General features: G+C 37.6%; 22 protein-coding genes. 1 reads left to right on the top strand and 21 read right to left on the bottom strand.

The genetic code is table 11. The features are described 5' to 3' along the window. Positions 1 to 8: 8 nt before the first annotated feature. From mog to NYG85_RS04610, 10 genes are read right to left on the bottom strand one after another with little or no spacing between them, the layout of a single operon-like run. Positions 9 to 554, bottom strand: a complete 546-nt coding sequence (mog, locus tag NYG85_RS04655) for a molybdopterin adenylyltransferase (protein WP_284937323.1) — start codon at positions 552 to 554, stop codon at positions 9 to 11. A gap of 10 nt (positions 555 to 564) precedes the next feature. Next, positions 565 to 2208: an ATP-dependent metallopeptidase FtsH/Yme1/Tma family protein gene (locus tag NYG85_RS04650; protein ID WP_284937322.1), complete on the bottom strand. Its 1644-nt coding sequence runs from the start codon at positions 2206 to 2208 to the stop codon at positions 565 to 567. Beyond that, positions 2195 to 3439: a tRNA (N(6)-L-threonylcarbamoyladenosine(37)-C(2))-methylthiotransferase MtaB gene (mtaB, locus tag NYG85_RS04645; protein ID WP_284937321.1), complete on the bottom strand. Its 1245-nt coding sequence runs from the start codon at positions 3437 to 3439 to the stop codon at positions 2195 to 2197. Before mtaB ends, NYG85_RS04650 begins: the two co-directional genes overlap by 14 nt. Beyond that, positions 3432 to 5009, bottom strand: a complete 1578-nt coding sequence (locus NYG85_RS04640; RefSeq protein ID WP_284937320.1) for a mechanosensitive ion channel domain-containing protein — start codon at positions 5007 to 5009, stop codon at positions 3432 to 3434. Before NYG85_RS04640 ends, mtaB begins: the two co-directional genes overlap by 8 nt. Beyond that, positions 5006 to 6046 (bottom strand): 3-dehydroquinate synthase, encoded by a 1041-nt coding sequence (aroB, locus tag NYG85_RS04635; protein WP_284937319.1) that lies wholly within the window; start codon positions 6044 to 6046, stop codon positions 5006 to 5008. Before aroB ends, NYG85_RS04640 begins: the two co-directional genes overlap by 4 nt. 50 nt (positions 6047 to 6096) lie before the next feature. Further along, positions 6097 to 7497 (bottom strand): COG3400 family protein, encoded by a 1401-nt coding sequence (locus NYG85_RS04630; RefSeq protein ID WP_284937318.1) that lies wholly within the window; start codon positions 7495 to 7497, stop codon positions 6097 to 6099. Beyond that, positions 7494 to 8060 carry an ABC-type transport auxiliary lipoprotein family protein gene (locus tag NYG85_RS04625; protein WP_284937317.1) on the bottom strand — a complete coding sequence of 189 codons (567 nt, stop codon included), beginning with the start codon at positions 8058 to 8060 and terminating at the stop codon, positions 7494 to 7496. The genes NYG85_RS04630 and NYG85_RS04625 overlap by 4 nt, the downstream gene beginning before the upstream one ends. Further along, positions 8057 to 8953 (bottom strand): MlaD family protein, encoded by an 897-nt coding sequence (locus tag NYG85_RS04620; protein ID WP_284937316.1) that lies wholly within the window; start codon positions 8951 to 8953, stop codon positions 8057 to 8059. The genes NYG85_RS04625 and NYG85_RS04620 overlap by 4 nt, the downstream gene beginning before the upstream one ends. Further along, positions 8943 to 9689 carry an ABC transporter ATP-binding protein gene (locus NYG85_RS04615; protein WP_284937315.1) on the bottom strand — a complete coding sequence of 249 codons (747 nt, stop codon included), beginning with the start codon at positions 9687 to 9689 and terminating at the stop codon, positions 8943 to 8945. The genes NYG85_RS04620 and NYG85_RS04615 overlap by 11 nt, the downstream gene beginning before the upstream one ends. Next, positions 9686 to 10762 carry an MlaE family ABC transporter permease gene (locus NYG85_RS04610; RefSeq protein WP_284937314.1) on the bottom strand — a complete coding sequence of 359 codons (1077 nt, stop codon included), beginning with the start codon at positions 10760 to 10762 and terminating at the stop codon, positions 9686 to 9688. Before NYG85_RS04610 ends, NYG85_RS04615 begins: the two co-directional genes overlap by 4 nt. Positions 10763 to 10838: 76 nt before the next feature. On the opposite strand from NYG85_RS04610, the gene ybeY reads away from it, so the two are divergent. Further along, positions 10839 to 11285: an rRNA maturation RNase YbeY gene (gene ybeY / locus NYG85_RS04605; protein ID WP_284937313.1), complete on the top strand. Its 447-nt coding sequence runs from the start codon at positions 10839 to 10841 to the stop codon at positions 11283 to 11285. Between the two features lie 95 nt (positions 11286 to 11380). Here ybeY and rplS read toward each other — a convergent pair whose 3' ends face one another. The 11 genes from rplS to glyQ all read right to left on the bottom strand — a co-directional run bounded on the left by rplS (position 11381) and on the right by glyQ (position 19092). After that, positions 11381 to 11737, bottom strand: a complete 357-nt coding sequence (gene rplS / locus NYG85_RS04600) for a 50S ribosomal protein L19 (protein WP_284937312.1) — start codon at positions 11735 to 11737, stop codon at positions 11381 to 11383. Further along, positions 11734 to 12435 (bottom strand): tRNA (guanosine(37)-N1)-methyltransferase TrmD, encoded by a 702-nt coding sequence (trmD, locus tag NYG85_RS04595; RefSeq protein ID WP_284937311.1) that lies wholly within the window; start codon positions 12433 to 12435, stop codon positions 11734 to 11736. Before trmD ends, rplS begins: the two co-directional genes overlap by 4 nt. Positions 12436 to 12438: 3 nt before the next feature. Next, positions 12439 to 12969, bottom strand: a complete 531-nt coding sequence (gene rimM, locus NYG85_RS04590; protein WP_284937310.1) for a ribosome maturation factor RimM — start codon at positions 12967 to 12969, stop codon at positions 12439 to 12441. Further along, positions 12962 to 13204, bottom strand: coding sequence for a KH domain-containing protein (locus NYG85_RS04585; protein ID WP_034969314.1), 243 nt, complete (start codon positions 13202 to 13204; stop codon positions 12962 to 12964). The genes rimM and NYG85_RS04585 overlap by 8 nt, the downstream gene beginning before the upstream one ends. Further along, positions 13204 to 13431 (bottom strand): 30S ribosomal protein S16, encoded by a 228-nt coding sequence (gene rpsP / locus NYG85_RS04580; RefSeq protein ID WP_169752943.1) that lies wholly within the window; start codon positions 13429 to 13431, stop codon positions 13204 to 13206. The genes NYG85_RS04585 and rpsP overlap by 1 nt, the downstream gene beginning before the upstream one ends. A gap of 69 nt (positions 13432 to 13500) precedes the next feature. Then, positions 13501 to 14841, bottom strand: coding sequence for a signal recognition particle protein (ffh, locus tag NYG85_RS04575; protein ID WP_284937309.1), 1341 nt, complete (start codon positions 14839 to 14841; stop codon positions 13501 to 13503). A gap of 64 nt (positions 14842 to 14905) precedes the next feature. Continuing rightward, positions 14906 to 15658, bottom strand: coding sequence for an RluA family pseudouridine synthase (locus tag NYG85_RS04570; RefSeq protein WP_284937308.1), 753 nt, complete (start codon positions 15656 to 15658; stop codon positions 14906 to 14908). After that, positions 15642 to 16790 carry a lipid IV(A) 3-deoxy-D-manno-octulosonic acid transferase gene (waaA, locus tag NYG85_RS04565; RefSeq protein WP_284937307.1) on the bottom strand — a complete coding sequence of 383 codons (1149 nt, stop codon included), beginning with the start codon at positions 16788 to 16790 and terminating at the stop codon, positions 15642 to 15644. The genes NYG85_RS04570 and waaA overlap by 17 nt, the downstream gene beginning before the upstream one ends. Further along, positions 16787 to 17500 carry a zinc ribbon domain-containing protein gene (locus NYG85_RS04560; protein WP_284937306.1) on the bottom strand — a complete coding sequence of 238 codons (714 nt, stop codon included), beginning with the start codon at positions 17498 to 17500 and terminating at the stop codon, positions 16787 to 16789. Before NYG85_RS04560 ends, waaA begins: the two co-directional genes overlap by 4 nt. A gap of 15 nt (positions 17501 to 17515) precedes the next feature. Next, positions 17516 to 18238, bottom strand: a complete 723-nt coding sequence (locus NYG85_RS04555; RefSeq protein WP_284937305.1) for a Nif3-like dinuclear metal center hexameric protein — start codon at positions 18236 to 18238, stop codon at positions 17516 to 17518. Next, the gene (glyQ, locus tag NYG85_RS04550; protein WP_284937354.1) at positions 18238 to 19092 is read right to left on the bottom strand and encodes a glycine--tRNA ligase subunit alpha; all 855 of its coding nucleotides are present in this window, start codon (positions 19090 to 19092) and stop codon (positions 18238 to 18240) included. Before glyQ ends, NYG85_RS04555 begins: the two co-directional genes overlap by 1 nt. Between the last annotated feature and the right edge of the window lie 26 nt (positions 19093 to 19118).

Below are 19118 nucleotides of genomic sequence, written 5' to 3'. Positions count from 1 at the left end.
TTTATCCTTTATGAAATTTTCTTATTTTTTGGGCGAAAGACCTTCATCTTGCTCTCATCTGTCTGTATGTAAGCCCCTTCAATTAAATCAATGCAATACGGGATAGCGCTAAATACCGGCTCTAAGCACTCTTTTATAGCTTTTGGGTTGCCCGGTAAATTTACAATTAAGCAACTACCACGAATTCCAGCCGTTTGACGCGATAAAATTGCCGTTGGGACATATTTTAAGCTCTCGCTTCTCATTAGCTCCCCAAAGCCAGGCATCATCTTTTCACACACCGCTTCTGTCGCTTCTGGCGTAACATCTCTAAGCGCTGGTCCAGTCCCACCAGTCGTTAGCACCAAATCACAACCAAGCGTGTCAATAAACTCAATCAAAGTCGCCTTTATAAGCTCAAACTCATCTGGTATTACCTTATAAACATACTCTCTCTCGCTTACTATCCACTCATCTAATAGCTCACGTATCGCCTTGCCAGAAAGGTCATCATAAACGCCTTCGCTAGCCCTGTCGCTTAGTGTTAAAATCCCAATTTTTACTACTTTGCTCATCTTTTATCCTTTATTCGTAAGTTTTATTTAAAATTTCTGCTAAATTCTCTTTATCAATGCTCTCGTTTTGATAGATAAAGCTTGAAATTTCAGCACTTTGGCGTGTCATACCGCTTAAAAACTCGCTCACTTCATCTTTTGCTTGGTTTAAAATTTTATCAATATCGGCTGGATTTGGCACAAAACTCTCGCCCATACCATACTCAAAGACCATTTTTGTAGCGATCTCTTTTGCGATATTTAGGTCAAAATTTGCGTTTGAAAATGTGTCGCTAAACTCCATTTCAAGCTTGACAAGACCGGCTAAATAGACCTTTATGCGTGAGAGCATTTGAGATTTTGACTCAATCTCACGCTCAACGCCAACAAACCTGTCCTCAACTAGCGAAATTTTCTCAAATTTCACATCAAACCAATACGCACTTAACGCCTTTGCACCCTGATAAATGGCTTGTAAATTTCGCTCATCATTGCTGTAACTTAGCACCTTTTTTTTACCAAGCAGGACTTTGTTTAAAACGGCGTTAAAATCTGAAATTTCAATCTCATTTTTGTTCTCTCTTAATGCATTTATCGCCGCTTCATTTACCAGCGTAGCAAGGGCAGCACCGCTAAATCCAACGCACATATTTGCGATATCTTCGGCATTTACACTACTTTTTTTGCCTTTTAGATAGGTATTTAAAATCGCAACTCTATCCTTAAAACTAGGCATTGACAAAAATATCCGCCTATCAAATCTGCCAGAGCGAAGCAGTGCCTCATCAATCATCTCAATGCGGTTTGTAGCCGCAATCACAATCACACCAGAGCTATCTACAAAGCCATCCATTTCGGTTAAAAGCTGATTTAGCGTGGCTTCTCGCTCATCATTTCTGTGTCCGCCCCTGCTCTTGCCAACAGCGTCAATCTCGTCAATAAACACAATTGAAGGGGCGTAGGCCTTTGCCTTTGCAAACAGCTCACGAACTCTTTTTGCACCTACGCCGACATAAATTTGCACAAAACTCGCACCATTTTGGTAAAAAAACGGCACATTTGCCTCACCAGCGACAGCCTTTGCAACTAGCGTTTTACCAACACCCGGCGGCCCTACCATTAAGACGCCCTTTGGCATTTTTATGCCAAAATTTCTATATTTTTTTGGATTTTTTAAAAAATCAACGATTTCGCTTAGCTCAATTTTAACATCATCAATCCCAGCGACATCGCTAAATTTTACGTTTGAAATCACTGGCGTAACGTTTGAACTTAGCAAATTTTCAATATCATAAGATGTATTTTTTGGCTCGTTTTGGCGTTTTAGCCTTGCAAAAACGGCTAAAAAAACAAACAAAATCACGAGCAAAATTATGATTGTAAAAATTTCATCAAGCATAATGTAATTTTTCTTAACTTCAATCGGCACACGCTTGATTAGCTCCTTAATATCAACGCCGTCCTTTATCATTTTATAGCGTGAATTTTGGGTGTAAAAGATAATCTCATCGCCATCAATAACGGCTTTTTGAATTGTCTTTGTGTTTAAAAATAGCTCTAAATTCTCATAGCTTATGCTCTTTGGCTCAATCTTATAAAACGCAAAAAATAGCGCAATAGCAAGTAAAACAAAGGTGCTAATGGCTATATTTTTTTTATTTTTAAAAATTCGCATAATTACAATCGTCCTTTATCTCATACTCATTTAGCAAAATCCACTCTTTTGTAATGTCAGCTTTGGCTAGAATTTTTACCTTATTGTAAAACTGATCAAAGCCCTCAAAAAAGCCATCATTTTTTTGCTCAACTAAAATTTCAAGCGAAGTTTTTGCCATTTTTTGGCGAAATTTTAGGTTGTTTTGCACTACGATTTGCTTTAAAATTTTAAGCCTCTCTTTGGCGATTTTGCCATTTACATCAATTTTTAGCGTGGCTGAGTGGGTGTTTTGGCGTGGCGAATAGATAAATGCGTGAAGATGAGTGAGTGGGAATTTTTTAAAATTCTCTAACGCCTCTGCCCAAATCTCATCGCTCTCGCCCGGGTGTGCTACGATAAAATCAGTCCCCAAAGCAAAGCCCTTGCTGGCTAATTCGCTAAAAAGCTCTAAGTCACGAAAGGCGTTGTTTCGGCGTTTCATAATCGTTAGCATTTTTTGGCTGGTGTGTTGAAGTGCGATATGTAGGTGCTTTTCAAGCCACGCTTCGCCTAAAATCTCCCTAAAACTATCATCAATCTGACTTGGCTCAATACTACCAAGTCTAATGCGTCTTATGCCTGAAATTTTGCCTAAATTAGCAAGTAAAGCCCCAAGCGAAGTGCCACTATCCTTGCCGTAGCTGCCGATATTTGTGCCAGTTAGCACCAGCTCATTATAGCCATTACTGGCTAGAATTTTAGCTTCGTTTATGATAGCACTTTGGCTCATACTTCGTGATTTGCCACGCACACTTGGGATTATGCAGTAGCTACACGAAAAATCGCAACCTTCTTGAATTTTAATAAACGCCTTCGTGTGATTTTCGTAATTTGTAACGATATTTTTATCAATGCTATTTAGGTTGCCTAGCTCAAAAAAGGGCTTTTTGGCATTTAAAAGCTCGTTAATCTCTGACTTTTTGCTACCGCCTAAAACGCCAAAAACGGCACTTTTATCAAAAAGCTCCCTGCCCTTGCTAACCGCACCACAGCCCGTCAAAATCACCTTAACTCCACGCTTTTTAACGCTGTTTATGTAGCTTCTAACGCCACTATCGGCTGAGTTTGTCACGGTGCAGGAATTTATGACGATAATATCGGCTAAATTCTCATCATTTACAATCTCATAATCCTTAACATAGCTCTTTAAAAGCTCGGTGTCATAGATATTTGTGCGACAACCAAATGTCTTAAAAAACAGCCTATTCACGGATTAAGTCCTGATCTAGCTCGGAGTGTGCTTGTGGATTTTGTTTCTTGCTTAGATACATTGTTTGGGTTGGGTAGGCTATCATTATGTCGCTCTCTTTATTAAACGCCTCTACAAGCTCGGCACTTATCGTGCTTCTAAGCGTGAGCGTCGCATACGAACTAGCCATAAACCAAATAGAAATACAAATGCCGTGAGGCTCAAAAAATGTGAAAATTCTAGGCTCAACGTTTGGATTTTTTATGCTGTATTGGCTTCTTAGCCTTGTCATTTGGCGTTTTGCGATATCAGTGTAGCCCTTTGAGTATTTGCGAGTGATTGTTTTAGCGATATGCACAGCTTTTTTGTGGTTGCTATCAAAAGTTAAAACCACGTCAATGCCGTCCCAAACGGTCTTCATACCTTGATGAGTGTAGTTTGATAAAAGCTCGGTAAAAACGTAGTTATTTGGGATAAAAACAATCCTACCTGCACGGCGATTTTGATGATAAGTAGCAAAGGTTACGTCTTCAAAAATTGTCATTCTTAAAATAGAAATATCAATAACATCGCCGACATAAAGCAGTCCATTATGCATTACTCTAATCCTGTCGCCAACGTGGATAGAACCGCCAAAAGTGATGACAATCCAGCCAAGCATTGACATAAACATATCCTTCATCGCAATGGCAATACCAGCTGATGCAAAACCTAAAATCGTAACAACGTAGGTAATGTTTTCAATGTAGGCAAAAAGCAGAGTTAGGATTATTAGGATAAAGTTTATGAAATTTATAAATTTATTAACGGTGTAAAATCTGTCGTTATCGGTTATCGTTTTTTTGGCAATAAATTTAAAAAAAAACGATAAAACAATGATGACAATGATAAAAATGGCAATGTTTGCGGTGCTAAAAATTTGCGATTTTATGTCGTTTTTAGCGATACTTATGGCTTCATCAGCCCTCTTTTCATACACATCAAAGGTCGTATCAGCAATCTGCTTTGCACCCTCAAACTCGCCAATTTGCGTTCTTAAATTATAAATTTGATTTTGCAAATTTTCATTTTTAGAATCGCCATTTAAAAGCGTGACTAAAAGCACCTCTTTATCCCTTAACTTGCCAATTAGCGTATCAAGCTCCTTTGTCCTTTTTGCGTAATCATCCTTTTCATTTGCTATCTTTTTAATATATGAAAAGCCAGAAATCAGGGCGATTGGGTTTGTGATACGTGGGCTAATGTCAATCTCTGGCGCTACTAGCATATTTGCAAACGGCGTCCTTTCATACTCTTTTAAAAGTTCTAGCTGGTCTTTTAAATTTTGTATCTTTTTAACAAGCTCGGCGTTTTTTTTGCCATCTTTTTTAAGCAGTGCTTCACTTTCTTCAAGCTCGTTTTTTATCTTTTGATAAGTGCCGTAATTTGCATATCTTGTAATCCAAATATTGCCTTTTAGTGAGGCGTCAATGGCTTCAATTTGCTTTATTACGTCATTTGTAATCTGCGTATTTGTGGCGTTATGCTCAATGGTTGAGTTTATATCAGCAAACAAAAAGGTAAATACAAAAATTAGGGCTAAAACTCTCATTTAAACTCGCTTAAAATTTCTAAAACCATCTCTTTTTTTACATCATCTCTTATGGCGTGACTGCCAATTTGATTTGGTAAAATAAACTTAATTTTTGAATTTTCGCTCTTTTTATCAAGCAAAAATGCGTCATAAAAGGCGTCTATATCATCAATTTTGTAGCTAACTGGCAGGCTAAATCGCTTTAAAATTTTAGTGACTAAATCGCACTCATTTTGGCTTAAAAGACCTAAATTTAGGGCTAATTTATTTGCCATACACATACCAATGCTTACCGCCTCGCCGTGTAAAAACTGCTTGTAATTTGTAAAATTTTCAATCACGTGAGCAAAGGTGTGACCATAATTTAACACAGCCCTAATGCCACGCTCTTTTTCATCTTTGCTGACGACCTGTGCTTTTAGCTCAACCGCTCTTTTAATCAGCCTTTTTAGCTCGTTTTCATCTGATAAATCGGCACTTTCAAGCCAAAAAAGCATATCTTTATCAAACATAACTGCCATTTTCACAGCCTCAGCCACACCAGCTGAAAATTCACGCTCTGGCAGGGTTTTTAGAAATTTTGTTTCGCAATAAACGGCACTTGGCTGATAAAATGAGCCGATTAGGTTTTTGCCAAATTTGTTATTTACGCCGGTTTTACCGCCCACACTCGCATCTACTTGCGATAAAAGCGTGGTTGGGATATTTATAAATTTTATCCCGCGTTCATAAATACTAGCCACAAAGCCGGTCATATCGCTAATTACACCGCCACCAAAGGCGATGAGCGTTGAAGTGCGGTCAAGCTTGCTAGTAAAAAGCTGCTCTAAAATACTCTGGCAAGTGGCTAAATTTTTATACTCTTCGCCATCAGCCACGCTAATAATAAACCGCTCATCGCAATTTAACGCCGATAAAAGCGTGTTTAAATGAAGTCCGCTAACCTTTGGATTTGTGATAATTGCAACCTTGCCTTTTAGCGTGATCGTATCAAGTTCGTTGATAAAAATTTTATAACTTTGCTCGTTTTGTTTTAAATTTATATCTATTTGCATTTTTTAAACCTCATAAATGGCTGATTTTAGCATAATTATCTTTAAAAATTTTACTCTATCGGCAAGAAAAGTTGATGATTATGGCTTAATTTTTGATACTGCTTATTTAAATCCATAGACAAAAATGAGAATTTACCAGCGTTTTTCACGCTCTCATCAAATGGGATAAATTGTATCAAATCAGAGGCGTTTGTAAGCGTCGTAAGTGGGTTTTTATCCTTGCAAATTCGCACTTCTATCTTTTTATCAAAAAGCGTATTTAAGCTCTCAAAATGCTCTATAATCTCGGCTTCATTTGATGAATTATCGTTAAAATAATAAAGCCGTGTGTTGATATTTAATTGAGAACAAAAATCAAGAATAACAGCCGATTGATTCTCTACTTTTTCTTTTTCATCACTTAAAATTACGCCACTTTTTATGCTTTCTAAGGGCAGGTCGCCTATCTTTAAAATCGGCAAAATTAGCTCGTAAAACCGCTTTTTAAATTTTAAAAAATACTCATTTGTCGTAACCACAAGTCCAGCTTCTAGCACCTTTAATTCATCTTTGATTGGGAATTTTTTCTGGTTAAAATAGTCAATATTTACGATGATATTATCGTCCTTAAAACCCCTTAATGTGCGTAAATTTTCATTTAAAGTCGGATTAATAACACTAAAAATCACCTTTTTATTATTTAGCTTTGAATTTAGATAAAGACTCTCATTAATTAGCCGTTTTACGCACTCATCGCTCATCAAACGCATATCAATAAATGTAAAAATGTTGTTGCCAAAAGGGTTAGGAAAATGCCCCTTTTCACGTTTAATCAAGCTAAAAACGCTTCTTAAAACGTTTGGATAACCGACGATTAAAAGCGTGTCGTTTGGGCGTATCATCACGCCCGGTTTTGGCAAAATTATCTCATTAGAGCGGTAAATTAGGGCGATTCGCCACTTTCGCTGTGGGATTGAGGTTATGTGCCTGTGGGCGTAGCTTGATGTGATTGGGACTTTAACCTCCATTATTTCGCCTTCGCTTAGTCCGATATTATCGGCAATCACTGGCATATCGGGCAGATGATGAATGACCCTAAACGCCAAAACATCCTTGCCATCAACAAATTCAAGGTGCTTGTCATCTTTTAGCCACTCATCAATCTCCCAAAGCGTAAGCATCACAATCTCGGTTTTCGTGCTGATTTTTCGTAGGTTTTTATAAATTTCAATGCTCTCGTTTTTATCATCAACAGCGATGATAAACTGGCTAAAATAGCCGTCAATCACGGCATTTAGCTTTGAAAGGCTGGTCGCATCAAAGAGATAAAATTTAAAATTATGAGCGTTAATCTGCTCAATTTGGCTATTTGAAACCACCGTGTATTCGTGTAAATTTGAGCGATTTTCATCTAGTCTTTTTATAAAATGCCTTGAAATTTCGCCGTTTGCGATGATTAAAATTTTTTTCATTCTCTACCCTGTGTGGCAAAAATTTCAGCCAAAAGCTCGTCAATGGCTAAATTTGCCGTTTGATTTATGGTGTTAAAAATCGTTACAGATTTTGGATTTTCGCAAAATTTTCGCTTATTTATTAGCCCTGATTTTACGATATTTTCGCCGTTTTTTAGCTCGTAAGCTAGGCTTACTTCGGCGTGGTCGCCTCTAATTTGAAGTGAAATCAGCCTTACTTTTAGGCTTAAATCATCATCTTTTGGGCTAAATACCGGCTTTGCACCACAATTTGAATACACCCCTTTTAGCAGGGCTTTGTAAAACATTTCGCTAGGCAGGGCTAGGTATTTTATATCATCAAGATAGCGAATTTGATTTTTATCTGAGATGATTAAAATTTGGCGATTATCCACGATATCAAGGGCTTTTACGCTTTGAAGGTAGATATTTTTTGGGCTAGTTTTTTGCTCGCACACATTTTTTGAGTAGTAAATTTCATACATTAAAGCCGGTTTTACATCGGTTTTTAGCATACAGCCACCAAGTAAAATCGCTGCTAGAAAAATAGTAATGTTTCTCATTTTTTATCTCCGCTCGTGTCTTTAAAGAAAAATTCATAAGGGTTATCTTCAAGCCTATTTAAGGCATTTCTAATCTCTTTTAGGGTTCGCTCAAAGCTGTTTAAAAGCTCGCTCGTTTCGTTTAAAGTCGGCTCAATGCTCTTTTTTAAATCGTATTCGCCACTTTCAAGCTTTGAATTTAGCATTTTTTGCGTTTGATTAAAGCCATTTACTACGCTGTTTGCCGATTTTATGAGCGAATTTATGCTAGTTATTAGGGCGTTTAGCTCATCGGTTTTTAGGGCGTTTAAGTTTGAAGTAAAGGTGTTTAGATTTTTTAAAATCTCGCTTAAATTGTCTAAATTTTCTTTGCTTGATATGGCATTTACTAGCTCATCAATGCCTTTTAGCGAGTTTGCTAAATGCAAAAGATTATCATCTGAAACAAGCCCATCAAGCTTCGCTAGACTCTCATTTAGCTTATCGCCTATCGTTTGAGCGTTGCTTTTTATGCGTGATAAAAGCCCTTCGCTTAGGTAAATTTCGCGGTTATCTCCGCTAAAATCAACCTTGCCCCTGCCGATATTTATTGATGAAATTCCGCTTATTACTTGATAATCTATATCAGCTACACTATCAGCCTTAATCGGTATATCTTCGCGAATTTTTAGCGTTAAGCGAATGTTTTCATCTTTGATAAACTCAATCTTGCTTACGCTGCCGACCACGACGCCTACGAATTTTACCTGTGATTCTACCCTGATACCAGCTGGTAGTTCGTTTGTTATTATGTAGTAGTTTTTGTATTCTACATTGCCGTCAGCGTCGCTCATCCACCACATAAAAACGGCAAAACACGCCACAAAAGTCATAAAAAACAGCCCGACTATCGTATATGAATTTCTATTTTCCACTATTTTTCCTCATATCAAAAAGTTCTTGTAACGGATTTACTTTTAAATTTTTAATCTCGCCCATACTGCCCTCAAATGCGATTTTTTTATTCTCAATTATCAAAAATCGGTCAAGTATATCAAAAATGCTATCAGCGTCGTGAGTAACCATAACCACGCTAAGCCCCAAAGTATCTCGCAGCTCGCACACAAGGGTGTCCATTTGGCGGCTGCTAACTGGGTCAAGTCCGCTATTTGGCTCATCTAAAAACAGCACCTTTGGACTTAAAACCAACGCCCTAGCAAGGGCTGCACGCTTTTTCATACCGCCGCTAAGCTCGGCTGGATAGAGCGTGGCTGACTCCTTTTTTAGCCCTACTTTTTGTATCCAAAACATTGAAATTTCATCAATCTGGCTCTGACTTAGAGCTGAATACTCTTTAAGCATCACTCCCACGTTATCAAGCACGCTCATTGAGCTAAAAAGTGCGCCAAACTGAAACATAACACCAGTTTGAAGCTTTATCTCATTTTGCGTTTTTAAGGGACTTTGCCACATATTTTTACCCTCAAATTTTACCTCTCCAAGATCTGGCTTTTTAAGATACATCATCGTTTTCATAAGCGTAGTTTTACCGCTACCGCTACCGCCTAAAAAGCCGTAAATTTCACCACTTTTCACGCTCCAACTCACGCTATCGTGAATGATTCTACCGCCATAGCTCGTGCTTACATTAATGCCCTCTAAAATTTTCATACGCCATACCACATAAAAAACACCGCAAAGACCGAATCTATCGCAATCACGGCAAAAATTGCATTGACAACACTTATTGTTGTTTTCTCGCCTAAGCTTTGTGCGTTTTGGCTTACTTCAAAGCCACGAAAACAGCCAATAAGTGCAATAGCAGCCCCAAAAAACGGCGCCTTAACAAGCCCAACATAAAGGTGCCTAAGCTCAATACTATCCTTAAAACGTCCCAGATACTCGCTAAAACCAATATCAAGAATGTTTTTTGAAACGAGCATTTGCCCAAAAACGCTAACCAAATCAGCCAAAAAAATCACCACTGGCAAAGCGATAATCATCGCTAAAACTCGTGGTAAAACCAAGAATTTAAACGGATCAAGCCCCATAGTTTTCATCGCATCAACCTCTTCTGTAATTTTCATTACGCCAATTTGAGCGGCAAAACTAGACGCCGAACGCCCCGCAACCACGATAGCACCGATAAGCGGAGCGATCTCACGAAGCGTCAAAACGCCCATAATATCAACGATAAAAATGCTAGCGCCAAATTGAGCAAGCATAGCCGAGCCAAGATATGCAAGGACGATGCCGATTAAAAATGAGGTTAAAAGCACGATAAATACGGCATTTATGCCACTATCTTTTATGTAGTTGCTTAGCTCTTTGGCTCTAAAATTTTTTGGCGTTAAAAATGCCTTGAAAAAATTAATAATAAACTCTCCCAAAAACGAGCAAAGTGGGATAAAATGCTGCCAAAAAAGGGCGAAATTTCTACCCAAAATGGCAAAAAAATTCTCTCTTTTTGGTTTTAAAATCGCACTTTTATCTATCTTTTTATCATCAACTAACGCAAAAATTAGGCTGATTTTTTCGCTCATATTTATAAATTTTGCCCCAGTTTTATCCCTAAAATTTGCAAGCAAAATCGCACAAGCATAATCAATACTAACCAAACTGCTAAAATCAATCGTGCTATTTTTACGGCTAAGGTCTGCAAAAACCACGCAAAACTGCCTGTCTTTGTAGCTTAAATCGCCATTTAATAAAATTTTATCATCACTAAAAACTATTTTTTTCATTTTTGCCTTTTAAAAAATCTATATTTTATTAAAATTTTTGTTAAAATCTCACAAATTTTTTAAAAAAGAGTGAAAAATGATAGTTTGCGATGAGAGTTATCCAGAAATATTAGATGAGATTTGTGCCTTTTTAACGCCAGGCGATGTTGAGCTTAGTTTTGTCAATAATAATGATATGAGAGATATAAATTTTCGTGAGCGCGGCATTGATAAAACCACAGATGTTTTAAGCTTCCCATTTTGCTATATCCCACACACTCCGCTTGGCTGTGTCGTGATAAATTTAGATTTAGTTAAGCAAAAAGCAGATGAACTAGGGCATTCAAACGCCGATGAAATCGCACTTTTATTCACTCACGGACTACTTCACGTCCTAGGATACGACCACGAAAAGGACAGAGGCGAAATGCGTCAAAAAGAGAGCGAAGTAATCACAAAATTTGCACTGCCAAAAAGCCTGATAGTTAGGACGCTAGAACCAGATGAGCTATCATTAAAATTTCAAAAAGCAATTAAAAAATAGATAATTTTAATCGCTTACTTAGTTAAATTTAATCTATGGATTATACAGAATTTAGTAGATCACAAACCAAAAAAATGGTTTGTGATAAAATAAAATTATTTTCTTAACTCGCGAATTTTAGCCGCTTTACCACGTAAATCACGTAGGTAGAATAGTTTTGCACGGCGAACACGACCACGTCTTAAAACGGCGATCTCTTCAATGCTTTCACTATAAATTGGGAAAATTCTCTCAACGCCAACGCTATTTGCACCTATCTTTCTAATGATAAATGTTTCGCCAGTGCCACTGCCACGTCTAGCGATACAAATACCTTCAAAATTTTGAACCCTAGTTTTGTCGCCCTCTTTAATGCGGATAGCAACACGAAGCGTATCTCCTGCACGAAAATCAGGCACATTTTTGCTTGCGATTTGAGCATCTTCAAATGCTTGAATATATTTATTTCTCATATTTTTTCCTTGTTTGAGCTTAGTTTTTTATATAGGTCAGGACGAAAAAACTTCGTTTTGCAACGAGCCATATCGTTTTTTAAATCTCGGATTTTAGCGTGATTTCCCTTTAAAAACTCTGAAACGATACTAAAATTTTCAAAAACATTTGGTTTTGTAAATGACGGAGCCTCTAAAATTCCACCCTCAAAGCTCTCAATGTCAAGGCTCTCATCGTTACCCAAAACACCTTTAATATTGCGTGAAATGGCGTCAGCAAGGCATAATGCACCAAGCTCACCACCTGTTAAAATAAAATCGCCAATACTAAAAACCTCGTCCGCCCACTTCTCAATCATACGCTCATCAATCCCCTCATATCTGCCACAAACAAAGCAAATATGCTCCTTTTTAGCAAGTCTTTTTGCGTCATTTTGGCTAAATTTTTTACCAACTGGGGTTAAAAATACAAAATGAGTGGATTTATTTGCGGATTTTATGAAATTTAGGGCGTCATTTAGCGGTTGTGGGGCGATTAAAAGTCCAGCACCACCACCAACCATATACTCATCAACCTTTTTATGAACGTCAAGCGAAAAGTCGCGCGGGTTTATAAAATCGGTGGTTATTAGGTTAGCATTTTTTGCACGAGATAGAATTGAATGGTTAAAATATGGGCTAATAAGCTCGCAAAAGAGCGTTACGAAGCTAAATTTCATAAGCTAGGAATTTTCAAGTATCGCTTTGGAATTTTTTACAAAAATTTGCTTTAAATCTAAATCTACGCTAAGGATAAAATTATCAACATAAGGGATAAAAAAGTGCTTTGCAAGTTTTAAATCCACTAAATTTTTTGCAGTCTTTACCTCTAAAAGTTGGTTGCTCGTGGTGTCGTCTATATCGGTTATGACGCCCAAAATTTCGCCATTTTCAACGACATTAAGTCCGATGATATCAAAGTAAAAATACTCATCTTTTTTAAGCTTACAGCTCTTTCTTGTAAGCTCTTTTGTCGTGTAAAGTGTCTTGTTTGTAAGGGTTTTGGCTAAATCTACATCTTCAAAGCCGTAAAAAAGAGCGGTTGAGTTTGTCCTGTCAAAATGTTTTATGACAAACTCTGCACCTTTTTCATCAAAAAATTTACTATCTTTTTTAAACTGCTCTATAAAATCGCTCTTGTTGTGAAGCTTTAAATAGCCTTTTAGCCCGACACTTTTACCAAGAGTAGCGACCTGAACAAACTCGCTATTCAATTGATTTCACCGTTACTCTGTAACTTGTGGCGTCTTTTGCTTTACAGCCTATAATAACGGTTTTTATGGCATTTATCATCTTGCCATCTTTGCCGATGAGCTTGCCAGTATCAACTTTATCAGCGTAAATTATAACTTCTACAAAATTTTCGCCAAGCTCAACACGCTCAATCTTGATTTTTTCTGGATAATCAGCGATGAGCTTTGCGTATTCGTGTAAAAAATTTTCAACCATTATTTAGTAATTTGAGCGACTCTATCGCTTAGTTTAGCACCAACGCTTTTCCAGTAAGCTAGTCTCTCTGCATCAATCTTTACAACCTCTGGCTCAACCATAGGGTTGTAATAGCCGATACTCTCTATCCAGCCACTATCACGTCTTTTTCTGCTATCTGTTACAACTACACGATAAAATGGTCTTTTTTTGCGTCCCATTCTAGTTAGTCTTACTACTGTTGCCATATCTTTCTCTCCTTGTTAAATTTTATAAATAAGGCTTAAATTTAAGCGTTTTAACGCTCAAAGTTAAACCTATCTAGGTCTGTTTATGTTTGCTTGACTTAGCAGATTTGCAAGTCCTTGTGCCCCGCCCTTGCCTGAAAATTTCTTAGCCAATTTAGAAGCGTTTTCAAACTGCTTTAAAAAGCGATTTACTTCAACTTGACTTAACCCAGCACCAGCTGCCAAACGGCGTTTTCGGCTGTTGTTTAAAAGCTCTGGATTTTCACGCTCTTTTTTTGTCATTGAGTTTATCATCGCTTTTATGTGGATTATCTCTTTTGAATTTTCAAGGTCTATATCTTTTATCTGATTTGCCATATTGCCAAGACCCGGTATCATACCAAGTAGCGATTTCATCGAGCCTAGCTTCTTGACGCTCTCCATTTGTTCTAAAAAGTCATTAAAGTTAAACCGACCCTTTTTGATCTTTTGATTTAGCCTTTTTGCCTCTTTTTCATCAATTATCGCACTCGTTTTTTCAACCAAAGTCGCCAAATCGCCCTCGCCCATAATTCGGCTAACAATCCTATCAGGGATAAAGCTCTCTAAATCAGCAACCTTCTCGCCAGTGCCGACAAAACGAAGCGGAATTTCAAGCTGTTTTGCTATGCTAATAGCCACGCCACCCTTACTGTCAGAGTCAAATTTTGACAAAATAACGCCACTTATGCCTAAAATTTCATTAAATTTCGCGGCTGATTTTACGCCGTCTTGACCACTCATAGCGTCAGCTACATAAAAAATTTCGTGAGGATTTATCGTGTTTTTAACATCTTTTATCTCGCTCATCAAGGCTTCATCAATAGCCAAACGACCAGCGGTATCCACCAAAAGCACGTCATAAAGTCCGCTTTTTGCCTTGTTTAAGGCTTCTTTTGCGACCCTAATCGGATCGGTTTCATTTTCAATAAAAAATAGCTCAATCTCATTTGCCGCACAAAGCTGTCTAAGCTGCTCAACCGCCGCTAAACGCTGTAAATCACACGCCGCAACTAGCACCTTTTTTTTGCGAAGTTTTAGGTAATTTGCTAGTTTTATCGTGGTTGTCGTTTTGCCTGAGCCTTGAAGTCCAGTCATAAGCACGATAGTTGGGGCATTTGGCGCATAAACGAAGCCTTGATTGCCAGGAGCCGTTAAAATTTGCGTTAAATTTGACTTAATCGCGTCTAAAAACTGCTTTTGACCGATACTTTTTTGCTTCATATCATCTTCAATTGATGATAGCAAATCCTTTGTAACTTTATGATGAACATCAGCTTTTAAAAGTGCCTTTTTTAGCACGTCCATAGCGTTTTTTAGCGCCTTTTCATCATCAACAAAACGCACCTTGCTAAGAGCTAGTCTAAATGATTCGCTGATTTGTTCAAACACGAGCTACCTTTCTTAAAATTCTCATTAAAGGGCGTATTTTACAAAATTTTTTCTTTATCACTCTTTAAATCTCAAATTTTTTTGAAATTTCAAAGCCAAGAGAGCCAAACTCATCTGGCAAAAATGAGCGAAATTTATAGCCTAAAAACTCTATCTCATAAGCGTGTAAAAACATACGATTTGCCCTGTTTTTGCCGTATTTTTCATCGCCAATTATCGGCAGATTTATACTTGCTAAATGCACCCTGATTTGATGAGTCCTACCGGTGTCAATGCCAACCTTTAAAAGCGTTTTTTTACCAACGACCATAAGCGGTGTTATGTGGCTTATTGCCATTTTGCCGTTTGGCGAAATTTTTGATGTCGCTCCACCCTTGCCTTTTATCGTTAAAATCGGCTCATTTACACTTATCTCTTCGCTTAAAATCCCACGAACTGCTGCGACATAGACCTTTTTAACTGCCATTTTTTTAAACTCATTTATCGCCTTTTTTGCAAACTCATCGTTTTTTACAAGCACCAAAACACCGCTAGTTTCTTTATCAAGGCGGTGCAAAAGCGGAGTTTTGTAAATTTCGCTGATTTTTTCGCTGGTTATAAAGGCTGGTTTATTAACGGCGATTAAATTTTCATCTTCAAAAATAACGCTTGGTTTTGGCAGTTTTTGCACACTAAATTTTGTGTTTTCACTCATTAAAGCCCTTGCGATTACGACCTTTTGCCCCTTTGCATAAACCAAACCGCTATCAATTAAATCCTTTGCATCGTTGTTTGAAATGCCCTCTTGCAGGGCTAAAATTTTATATGCCTTCTCCATAGCTCTCCCTAATCTCTTTTAAAATTTCATCTGCACTGCCAATTTGCCCCAGTGTGCTTTGTGTGTAATTCTCATTTAAAGCCTTGTTTATCTCGTTTGGCTCTATAAATTTTATGCCTAAAACTTCGCTATAAAGCGCCTTTTGGTTAAAAATATATTTACCACTTATTATCATATTTTTAAACTGGGCTGCTTCAATTGGATTATGCCCTCCGACATTTGGCACAAAACTACCGCCAAGCACGACTATATCGCTAAATGCGTAGATATTTATAAGCTCTCCTAAGCTATCAATTAAGACACATTTTGCGTTAAAATTTTCGCTTTGGCTAAATTTTGAGTAACTAAAATCAAATTTCTTTGCAAAGACGCTAAAAATTTCATCAACTTCGCCAAAACGCTCAGGGTGACGTGGAGCGATGATTAGCTTGTCATTTTGGCTCAAACTGACATTTTCTAAAAGCATTGCCTCTTCGTTTTTATGGGTGCTAGCAAAGACTATCACTCGCTCTTTTGGTTTGGCATAAATTTTAGTTTGTTTTGGCAAAAAGGCCGATTTTATGTTGCCGCTAACTACGACATTTTTTGCACCTAAATTTTCTAAACGCTCCTTATCAAGCAAACTTTGGGCAAAAGCCTTGTCAATAAATTTAAACAAATAGCGGTAAAAAAAGCTAAATTTTTTATATCTTGGGTAGCTTCTGTCTGAAATTCTAGCGTTTATTAAGATGACTTTTGTGCCTTTTAACTTTGCTAAAAATACTAGCATAAGCCAAAGCTCAGCTTCAAAAATGACTAAAATTTCGCTCTTTTTAAACCAAAAAGGTAAAAAAATCTCAAAAGGCAAAAAGCGAGTATTAGCACAAATTTTCTTTGCCTCATCAAAGCCGGTTTTTGTAATTACCGAGATTGATTTATCGCTAAACTGCTCTAAAATAGGCTTTAACGCCCTAATCTCGCCAAAGCTACAAGCGTGAAAATGCACCTTTGATGGCTTTGGAGGCGGATTTTTAAAGAGAAAAAATCTAGCTGGGATTGAAATTTTATACTTATCTTTTAGGCTAAAAAAGAGCAGAAAAATAGCCCCAAAAAGCCAAGCTATCAGGGCTAAAATGTAGTAGATTATTATCAATTTGCCTCAGTTTCTTTGTATAAAATTCTACCGCAATGTGGGCAGGTAATGATGTCCTCGCCCTTAATTACTGCCGAATAAGTTTTGTCATTTATCTGCATAAAACAACCATAACAAGCCTGTTTTTTAACTGGCACAACAGCCGTATTTAACGCCCATTTGCGTATTTTTTCATAAAATGTAAGGATTTTTTGATTTACTTCGCCAATAAGTTTGTCTTTTTTGGCATAAACTTCTGCGCGCTCTTTTTCAATAGCCAAAATCTCAGAGCTAATCTCAGCCTCAACCTTGCTTAATTTTGCACTAATTTCATCTAATTTGGCACTTAATTCGCTCTTTTGCTCGGCTTTATTTGCCTCTATTTTTTCAAGTCTAGCTATCTCTTCGTTTGCCGCTTCAAGCTGTTCTTTTGCGATCTCTTCTTCTAAATTTAGGGCTTTTATCTCTTTTTCTGTTTTTGCAGAGCCACTCTTTTTAGAAACGTCTTTGATTTTTGCGCCAAACTCCACGATATGGGCATTTGTCTTTGATTTTTGCACTTTTAGCTCGGCTAAATCCTCATCAATTTTTGCAATTTGTTCGCTTATCTCTTTAAATTCCTGTTTTGTTGCCCTTAAAACTCTCTCAACACTCTCAATTCTAGGCACAAAGCCGTCTATCTCTTTATCAAACTTTGCAAGTTCTATTAACTGACTTAGATATTTATTCATCTCTTTCCTTTTGATTTAACGATACGTAAATGGATTTTTTGAATTCGTGATTATAACTTCTATTTTAAAATTTTGCAAATATTTTGCCAAAGACGCCCCAAAATACAGCTCGCTCTCGTAGTGCCCTAGGTCTATTAAATTTAGCCCATTTTCTTTGCAAGTTAAAGCGTCGTGATATTTTATGTCGCCAGTTAAAAACGCATCAGCCCCAACCAAACCAGCCAAATCCATACCGCTACCGGTGCAAACGGCTATGCGTTTTATCTCATCTTTTGCAAAAACGGCACGAATTTGCTCTAATTTTAGACGATTTTTTACTAAATTAACAAGCTCATCAAAGCTCATTTTAGCGTCAAAATATATTAAAAACTCATCTTTTTTGCTAATCTCAAAGCCTAAAATTTCACGCACAAAATACTCATTTAGCACATGTTTGTCGTAGTTTGTATGCATTGAGATTAGGCTTACATTTTTTGTGATTAATTTTGCGATTATGTTGCTTGGATACTTATCATAATTTATGCTTTTTAGTCCCTTAAAGATAAGTGGGTGGTGCGTGATGATGAGCGAATTTGGACTTACAAAGTCTGCTAAATCGCTATCAATATCAAGACTTAGATAAACTCGCTCAAACTCGCTGTTTAAAGAGCCTACAATTAGTCCGCTATTATCCCACGGCTCCGCGCTTTCAAATGGGGCTATCTCATCTAAAATTTCATAAATTTCAGCGATTCTCATCACTTCTCTTGCGATTTTAGATAGGTCATCGCACACGCTTTGGCAAGCTCGCGAATTTTTAAAATGTAATCTTGCCTTTGCGTTACGCTTATCGCACCTCGCGCGTCAAGGACGTTAAATGTGTGAGCGCTAAGCATACAATAATCATACGCAGGGAGCGAAAGCTCGGCGTCCAAACAGCGTTTGCACTCGTTAAATGCGTTTTCAAACTGATTAAAAAGCATATTTGTATCGGCTACTTCAAAGTTGTATTTACTCCACTCAAACTCGCCTTGTTTATGCACGTCGCCGTATGTTACAACGCCGTTTTTATCGTCCCAAACGATATCATAGACGTTATCTTTGTTTTGTAAATACATAGCAAGGCGTTCAAGTCCGTAAGTAATCTCGCCAGAAACTAGCTCGCAAGTGATACCGCCGACTTGCTGAAAATAGGTAAATTGCGTAACTTCCATACCATCAAGCCAAACCTCCCAGCCTAGCCCCCAAGCGCCAAGAGTCGGGCTCTCCCAGTTATCCTCAACAAAGCGAATGTCGTGCTTTTTAAGGTCAAACCCAAGGCTTTCTAAGCTTTTTAAATAAAGCTCTTGGATATTCTCTGGACTTGGTTTGATTAAAACCTGAAACTGATAGTAAGCGCCTAGGCGGTTTGGATTTTCGCCGTATCTGCCGTCAGTTGGGCGACGACTTGGCGCGACGTAAGCGGTCGCCCAAGGCTTTTTGCCTAAGCTTCGTAAAAATGTCGCCTGGTGATAAGTCCCAGCACCTGCTGGCATATCATAAGGCTGTAAAATCACGCAACCTTGCTTTTGCCAGTATGTTTGCAAATTTAAAATAATCTCTGAAAAAGTTATCATTTTTATCCTTTTTTGGGCGGATT

Source organism: Campylobacter gastrosuis (genome assembly GCF_030249845.1).
Taxonomy (GTDB): domain Bacteria; phylum Campylobacterota; class Campylobacteria; order Campylobacterales; family Campylobacteraceae; genus Campylobacter_A; species Campylobacter_A gastrosuis.
Note: the sequence above shows the minus strand (reverse complement) of the source record. Positions and strands in the feature narration are given on the sequence as shown.